Source organism: Flavivirga spongiicola (assembly GCF_030540825.1).
In the GTDB taxonomy this organism is placed as follows: Bacteria; Bacteroidota; Bacteroidia; order Flavobacteriales; family Flavobacteriaceae; genus Flavivirga; species Flavivirga spongiicola.
This window is the reverse complement of sequence record NZ_JAUOEO010000001.1, coordinates 25206-32500: the sequence shown is the minus strand read 5'-3', so window position 1 is coordinate 32500 and position 7295 is coordinate 25206. Positions and strand designations below refer to the sequence as shown.

The 7295-nt window shown below is 36.5% G+C and carries 5 protein-coding genes and 2 rRNA genes (1 of these 7 only partly in view); 3 read left to right on the top strand and 4 right to left on the bottom strand.

Annotation, left to right across the window (positions count from 1 at the left end; translation table 11 throughout):
• The 3 genes from Q4Q47_RS00140 to Q4Q47_RS00130 all read left to right on the top strand — a co-directional run.
• Positions 1 to 2162, top strand: a 23S ribosomal RNA gene (locus tag Q4Q47_RS00140) (it extends 664 nt beyond the left edge of the window).
• 143 nt (positions 2163 to 2305) lie between these two features.
• A 5S ribosomal RNA gene (rrf, locus tag Q4Q47_RS00135) occupies positions 2306 to 2413 on the top strand.
• A gap of 496 nt (positions 2414 to 2909) precedes the next feature.
• A complete protein-coding gene (locus Q4Q47_RS00130; protein ID WP_303304630.1) occupies positions 2910 to 3404 on the top strand; it encodes a hypothetical protein in 495 nt (164 codons plus the stop codon).
• A 2-nt stretch (positions 3405 to 3406) separates the two neighbouring features.
• On the opposite strand, the gene Q4Q47_RS00125 is transcribed toward Q4Q47_RS00130, so the two are convergent.
• The 4 genes from Q4Q47_RS00125 to Q4Q47_RS00110 are packed head-to-tail and all read right to left on the bottom strand — an operon-like array spanning position 3407 to position 7294.
• Positions 3407 to 3637: a DUF6095 family protein gene (locus Q4Q47_RS00125; protein ID WP_303304629.1), complete on the bottom strand. Its 231-nt coding sequence runs from the start codon at positions 3635 to 3637 to the stop codon at positions 3407 to 3409.
• Complete coding sequence (gene murQ, locus Q4Q47_RS00120) at positions 3627 to 4445, bottom strand: N-acetylmuramic acid 6-phosphate etherase (protein ID WP_303304628.1); 819 nt, start codon at positions 4443 to 4445, stop codon at positions 3627 to 3629. The genes Q4Q47_RS00125 and murQ overlap by 11 nt, the downstream gene beginning before the upstream one ends.
• Before the next feature lie 28 nt (positions 4446 to 4473).
• A complete protein-coding gene (locus tag Q4Q47_RS00115) occupies positions 4474 to 5934 on the bottom strand; it encodes a TolC family protein (protein ID WP_303304627.1) in 1461 nt (486 codons plus the stop codon).
• 7 nt (positions 5935 to 5941) lie between these two features.
• Positions 5942 to 7294 (bottom strand): ABC transporter permease, encoded by a 1353-nt coding sequence (locus Q4Q47_RS00110; protein WP_303304626.1) that lies wholly within the window; start codon positions 7292 to 7294, stop codon positions 5942 to 5944.
• Position 7295: the final 1 nt, after the last annotated feature.

Sequence of the window (7295 nt, the reverse complement as noted above, 5' to 3'; positions counted from 1 at the left end):
GTCTGAACAGGGCGCTTAAGTTAGTAGTGGTAGACGCGAAACCGTGTGATCTACCCATGGGCAGGTTGAAGCTGTAGTAACATACAGTGGAGGACCGAACCGGTTGACGTTGAAAAGTCTTCGGATGACCTGTGGGTAGGGGTGAAAGGCCAATCAAACTCGGAAATAGCTCGTACTCCCCGAAATGCATTTAGGTGCAGCGTTGATTTATAGTTTTATAGAGGTAGAGCTACTGATTGGATGCGGGGGCTTCACCGCCTACCAATTCCTGACAAACTCCGAATGCTATAAAATGTTGATCAGCAGTGAGGGCATGGGTGCTAAGGTCCATGTCCGAGAGGGAAAGAACCCAGACCATCAGCTAAGGTCCCCAAATGTATGTTAAGTTGAAATAACGCGGTTGAACTGCTTTGACAGCTAGGATGTTGGCTTGGAAGCAGCCATTCATTTAAAGAGTGCGTAACAGCTCACTAGTCGAGCGGTTCGGCATGGATAATAATCGGGCATAAACATACTACCGAAGCTATGGACAAGAAATTGTGGTAGGGGAGCATTGTAGTGTCGTCGAAGGTGGACTGCGAGGTCTGCTGGAGAAGCTACAAAAGAAAATGTAGGCATAAGTAACGATAATGCGGGCGAGAAACCCGCACACCGAAAGACTAAGGTTTCCTCAGCTATGCTAATCAGCTGAGGGTTAGTCGGGACCTAACGCGAACCCGAAAGGGGTAGTGGATGGACAACAGGTTAATATTCCTGTACCTGCTCACGCTAAAAGTGACGGAGGCGAAAATTTGGTGCGTGCTGACGGAATAGCACGTTGAAGCCAGTGGCAACACGGCGATAGTACACTGAGACTTCGGTCAAGGTGATAATCCAGAGGATCGACTTCCAAGAAAAGCGAGTGAAGCAGCCCGTACCCTAAACCGACACAGGTAGTTGGGATGAGAATTCTAAGGTGCTCGAGAGATTCATGGCTAAGGAACTAGGCAAAATAGACTCGTAACTTCGGGAGAAGAGTCGCCACCCCTTTGGGGTGGCCGCAGTGAAAAGGTCCAGGCGACTGTTTATCAAAAACACAGGGCTATGCTAAATCGAAAGATGACGTATATGGCCTGACACCTGCCCGGTGCTGGAAGGTTAAGTGGAGGGTTTAGCTTCGGCGAAGATCTCAAATGAAGCCCCAGTAAACGGCGGCCGTAACTATAACGGTCCTAAGGTAGCGAAATTCCTTGTCGGGTAAGTTCCGACCTGCACGAATGGTGCAACGATCTGGACACTGTCTCAGCCATGAGCTCGGTGAAATTGTAGTATCGGTGAAGATGCCGATTACCCGCTGTGGGACGAAAAGACCCCGTGCACCTTTACTATAGCTTAGTATTGGTTTTGGATAAGTAATGTGTAGGATAGGTGGGAGACTTTGAAGCGGCGTCGCCAGGCGTTGTGGAGTCATTGTTGAAATACCACCCTTTGCTTATCTAGAGTCTAACTCTCTTGTGAGAGGACAGTGCTTGGTGGGTAGTTTGACTGGGGTGGTCGCCTCCAAAAGAGTAACGGAGGCTTCTAAAGGTACCCTCAGCACGCTTGGTAACCGTGCGTAGAGTGCAATGGCATAAGGGTGCTTGACTGAGAGACCTACAAGTCGATCAGGTTGGAAACAAGAGCATAGTGATCCGGTGGTTCCGCATGGAAGGGCCATCGCTCAAAGGATAAAAGGTACGCCGGGGATAACAGGCTGATCTCCCCCAAGAGCTCACATCGACGGGGGGGTTTGGCACCTCGATGTCGGCTCGTCACATCCTGGGGCTGGAGAAGGTCCCAAGGGTTGGGCTGTTCGCCCATTAAAGTGGCACGCGAGCTGGGTTCAGAACGTCGTGAGACAGTTCGGTCTCTATCTACAGTGGGCGTTAGAAATTTGAGTGGATCTGACTCTAGTACGAGAGGACCGAGTTGGACAAACCTCTGGTGTATCAGTTGTTCCGCCAGGAGCATTGCTGAGTAGCTACGTTTGGAAGGGATAAGCGCTGAAAGCATATAAGCGCGAAACCCACCACAAGATGAGATTTCTTTAAAGGGTCGTGGAAGATTACCACGTCGATAGGCTACAGGTGTAAAGGCAGCAATGTCACAGCCGAGTAGTACTAATAACCCATAGGCTTATTGTACGCCTGTTTTTTTATAAGAGTACAATATATATTATTGGTACCATGTAGACTTTTTCAATATGTTAAGATATTTGCGCTCGTAGCGCGGTTGATAGTTGTTAGTTTATGGAAACCCAAAAACCAACAACAAGCAACCAAAAACTTAAGGTGGTTATAGCGATGGGGCTCACCTCTTACCATTCCGAACAGAGAAGTTAAGCCCATTAGCGCCGATGGTACTGCATTTGTGGGAGAGTAGGTCGTTGCCTTTTTTGGAAACCCTTCATAGAAATATGAAGGGTTTTTTTGTTTGTATAAACCCCTCCTAGAATTAAAGCCATACCACACCAGAGCATGTTCAATACGTTTTAATCTACACATTCTTTCTTTTATGTTTCTTCAAAAATAGAACTATAACTTCTATACTTAGCTTGTATAATTTTAAAGAACTGTTAGAATAGTTCTTTTTCATTTTAGGCGGAAAATATGAATACTAATAGTTATAGATTTTTTGAATTTTTATTTTTATAAGAGTGCAAATGAGTTATTAGAATCATGTGCTTATTTTAGTATGTTAAGATATTTACACTATAGCTAAAGTTGCTGGTTGTTAATTGATAGAAATTAACTAAAACAAGCTCATATTTATAGATAATCCTCAACAAATTTGTCTTGAGGATTTTTTCATTTTATATGTAAGGATGTGATACTTCTAAGACTAATCAAAAATTATTCTGTATTACAGTTTATTTAACTATTTTAGTATCCATGAACATTATTATTGAATCTACACTTAATACACTACAAAAATCTCAATATTTATTAGATCATTTAGATGATGATATACTAAGCAATACTTCTGTATCTCCTTATAATTCAAGCATAGGCTCACATTTAAGGCATATTTTAGATTTTTATGACTGTATTTTAAACATAAAGAAGGGCTGTGTTGATTTAACAGCAAGAAAGAGAGACAATAAAGTAGAAACGTGCTGTGATTCGGCTAAAAGCTATTTACAAAGTTTAATGGATAGGCTTAGTAATTTAGAGATGAACCTTGATAAAACTGTTTGTGTAATTGATGATTTAGGGCTTGGAAAAATAGACATACCATATTCTTTAGCAGCTTTGTTAGCTCAAGCTAATAGCCATACTATACATCACTATGCTATCATAAATTATATATTGGATAGGTTGGGTATTATAGTTCATGATAATGACTTTGGTTATAATCCAACAACCCCAAAAGAGTCTGCATATTAATGCTATTTTTTAAACATACTATCTAATATGGTGTTTAGCCCCTTAAAAGCTAAATATATGGCTAATCCACAAACAATAATGGCTAGAATTAGGATAGGAATGTACAAGGGTTTTTCCTGATTACTAAAAGCTATATGAATGAGTAGAGGCCCTAAAAACATAGCTCCTAAAGAAGTTCCCATTATTTTTAAGCCTTTTGCTAGAACCTCTTTATTGGTTTTTTTAGTTTCCATTATTATAATTTTTAATAGCTAAGCGTACACTACCATATTTTTTTAATAATTGTTGAGCTTCTTTTTCTGAAATTTTTAATTCACCCATGACCATTTTAGTACCTCTATCAACTAATTTATTATTGCTTAGTTGCATATCAACCATTTTGTTTCCTTTTACATGACCAAGTTGGATCATTGTAGACGTTGTTATCATATTAAGAACTAATTTTTGAGCAGTACCTGCTTTCATTCTGGAACTACCTGTAACAAATTCTGGACCTACTATAACTTCTATGGGGAATTGTGCAGTTTGAGATAATGGACTATTATGATTGCAAGTAATACAGCCAGTAACGATATTGTTCTTATTACATGTTTCTAGTGCTGCTATAACATAAGGGGTAGTACCCGAAGCAGCAATACCTACTATGACATCGTTTGAACTTACGTTATACATTTGAAGATCTTCCCATCCTTGAGTAAGAGAGTCCTCTGCATATTCTACAGATTTTCTAATTGCCATATCACCGCCGGCAATAAGACCAATTACTAAGTTATGAGAAACACCAAATGTAGGTGGACACTCCGATGCATCTAGAATACCTAAACGACCACTAGTCCCTGCTCCCATATAAAATAGTCGTCCACCTAATCTAAGCTTTTCCACTATTTGTTCTATTAGTTTTTCTATTTGGGGAAGTGCTTTTTCAACAGCCAAAGGGACTGTTTTATCTTCGTTATTTATACTACTTAATAATTCACTAATACTCATCTTTTCCAGATGATTATAATTGGAATCCTGTTCTGTGATTTTTTTGAAACTCATGGTTCAAAAATATGAATTAATCCCCAGTTTAATCGTATAGAATATCGTCAACCTCAATTTTTTTATCATTAATAAAATCATAAAGTGTAAGTTGCCTTAATATATAATAATCTCGCCAAAATTTTTCAAGAGAATTTAAGTATTGTAGTATAGCCTTGTCTCTCTCTTGTAAAGCGATATTTAAATCTGTGATAGTAATTTTTCCAAGTATATATCTTTTTTTAGAGATATCGTACCTTTTGGTTGCAACTTCTTTAGCCTTTTCTGAAGTAAACAAAAAATCTCTTTGGTTAGACCAGTTTAATACATGCAAGTAAATCTCTTGTTCAAACTCTTGTTTATCTTGATTAATATTGTTGTTAGTTAAATCTAAATTAGCTTCAGCCATTTTGCGTTTTGACTTGGATACACCCCAGTCGAATATAGGTATGCCAACTGAAACTGAAATATTTTGTTGTTTATTAAAGTTATTAAAAAGATTATTAAAGTCATCTCCATTTTGAGAAATTCCAAAATTGGCTCTTATTCCTAATTTTAACCGATTATTTCCTTTTTGAAATGCCAATTCTTTTTCTGCTTCCAACCGTTTTCTCCTAAATTCTATAACCGCCTTTCGATTTGCTTGTGCTTCATTTATAGCTTTGTCAATTTCAACCTCAAAAAGAGGTAGATCTTTTGGTACGTCTAATTCTAAATCTTCAGTACCTAATTCTAAATATCGGGCTAAATTTTGCGAGGTTCTCTTAAACTCAACAGTATTAGTTGTTACATTGTTTTTGGAATTTAAAAGAGCTAATTCCATTTGTAACAATTCATTTTCTGCAATTTTCCCCATTTTAAATCTACCTTTTGCAATTTGATACAAGGTATCCTGATTTGATAAATTTATTTTCGCAATTTCTAATTGCATTTGAGCTTTAAGTAATCCAAAATATCGACGAGATGTATTAACAGATATTTGCTCCATATTTTCTACAAAATCTCTTTTTGATTCTTCGTAAATTAACGGTTCAATTCTTTTATCCCATTTAAAGGGGTTATATAAAATTGAATTTTGAAAATAATTAACAGAAAATGGAATAATGGAATATCCGATATTATCATTAAGCCCAAAAAGCTCTACACGTTCCAGATTTGTATTTATAGATAGAGTACCTCCAGTGTAAGGAACACTTTGAGAGATTGATAAACCACCTTCAATAAGTAATTGATTTTGATTTACAAATACATCCTGTCCGGCATCATTTGTTATTCTACGTACAGAATTTCTATATTCCGGCAAGGTAGCCTCAAGTGTGAGTTCAGGTAGAAAACGAGCTTTATAATTTCTAAAGCGCCAATAATTTGACTGATTTCTATTTAAGTTAGTTTTGTAATCTGGTGACTTTTTATGCGCGATCTCGATAGCTTCACTAAGTGTTATTTTTTTTGATTGCGAGAATATAAACAAGGGAAAAACAACAATGAGAATAGGGATAATTTTTTTCATATTTTACTTATTCAGATCTTAAGGCTTCTATAGGTCTTTTATTTGCAGCTGCTTTGGCTGGAAATATTCCAAAAATTAGTCCCACAATTACTGCTATAAAGAATGAAAGCATGATTGAGGTTATTGATAGAACTGTTTCTATCCCAGAAACTATTTCAATAATATAAGCTCCTATGACTCCTACAATAATTCCAATAACACCACCACCAACGCTAATGAGAACAGATTCAGATAAAAATTGTAAAACAACATCTTCTTCAGTAGCGCCAATAGCACGTATTATTCCTATTTCTTTTGTTCTTTCTAATACGGAAGCTAGCATGATATTCATAATGCCAATACCTCCTATTAGTAATGATATACCAGCAATAATAATTAATACTATATTGAAAATTTGTTTTGTTTTTTGTTGCTGCTTTAAAAGTTGAATAGGAATGGTTATTTCGAAATCTAACACATCATTATGTCTGCGCTTAAGCATTTTACTTAAAACTTCTGCTGTTGCTTTTAATTCGTTTGAATTTGAAACTTGAACGGTTAATTTATCTATTTGATGATAATTACCTCTTGGGATTCTCTTTTTTGGACCATTTTGATTTCTATTTTGGACACTTATTTTATCACTAATTATTTTTCGGTCTTTATAACGTACTAAGAATGTGTTTATCGGTATGTAAACATCTTCATTTAAGTCTCTGATGCCTAAATTTTCTTGTGCTTTATCTGAGATTAATTTTTCTTCAATAACTCCTATTACCTGTAACCAAACATCTTTAACTTTAATTTGTTTACCTAATGCACTTTCACCAGTAAATAATTTTTTCTCAAATTTTTTACCTACAATACAAACAGGTAATGCGTTCTTAATTTGGTAGTCTGAAAAACTCTTACCACTTTCTAAGTTTATATTTGAAGATTCAAAAAAGGCAGGAGAAATACCAACAAGTTTAACAGAGTTTTGTTTGCCATTATTTATGACATAAGTATTTAAAATTATTTCGGGGCTAACAAGATTTACACTAGGAATATTTTTTTGAGCACTCATAGCATCTAACATGTCGAGGCCTTTAGAAAAACGTTTTGATTCTGCTTTATTACTATTTTCGTCATTTTCGTTAGCGCCTTCATTTTCTTCATCTAGTATAGGTGTAACAACAATGTTATTTACGCCTACTAATTCCAGCTGCGCTAATATTTCCTTTTCTGCACCATTCCCTATGGCAAGCATAGTAATTACGGAGGCTACTCCAAAAATAATTCCTAGAGCAGTTAAAAATGTTCTGACCTTGTTGGTTTTGATAAACCAAAATGCTTCATTAAAATTGGATTTTAATTTTTCTAAAAGTATTTTGTCTATCATG

Excerpts from the sequence above, each read along its gene's own strand:
- Q4Q47_RS00130 (WP_303304630.1), top strand. The coding sequence starts at position 2,910 with ATGAACATTATTATTGAATCTACACTTAATACACTACAAAAATCTCAA.
- Q4Q47_RS00125 (WP_303304629.1), bottom strand. The coding sequence starts at position 3,637 with ATGGAAACTAAAAAAACCAATAAAGAGGTTCTAGCAAAAGGCTTAAAA.
- murQ (WP_303304628.1), bottom strand. The coding sequence starts at position 4,445 with ATGAGTTTCAAAAAAATCACAGAACAGGATTCCAATTATAATCATCTG.
- Q4Q47_RS00115 (WP_303304627.1), bottom strand. The coding sequence starts at position 5,934 with ATGAAAAAAATTATCCCTATTCTCATTGTTGTTTTTCCCTTGTTTATA.
- Q4Q47_RS00110 (WP_303304626.1), bottom strand. The coding sequence starts at position 7,294 with ATGATAGACAAAATACTTTTAGAAAAATTAAAATCCAATTTTAATGAA.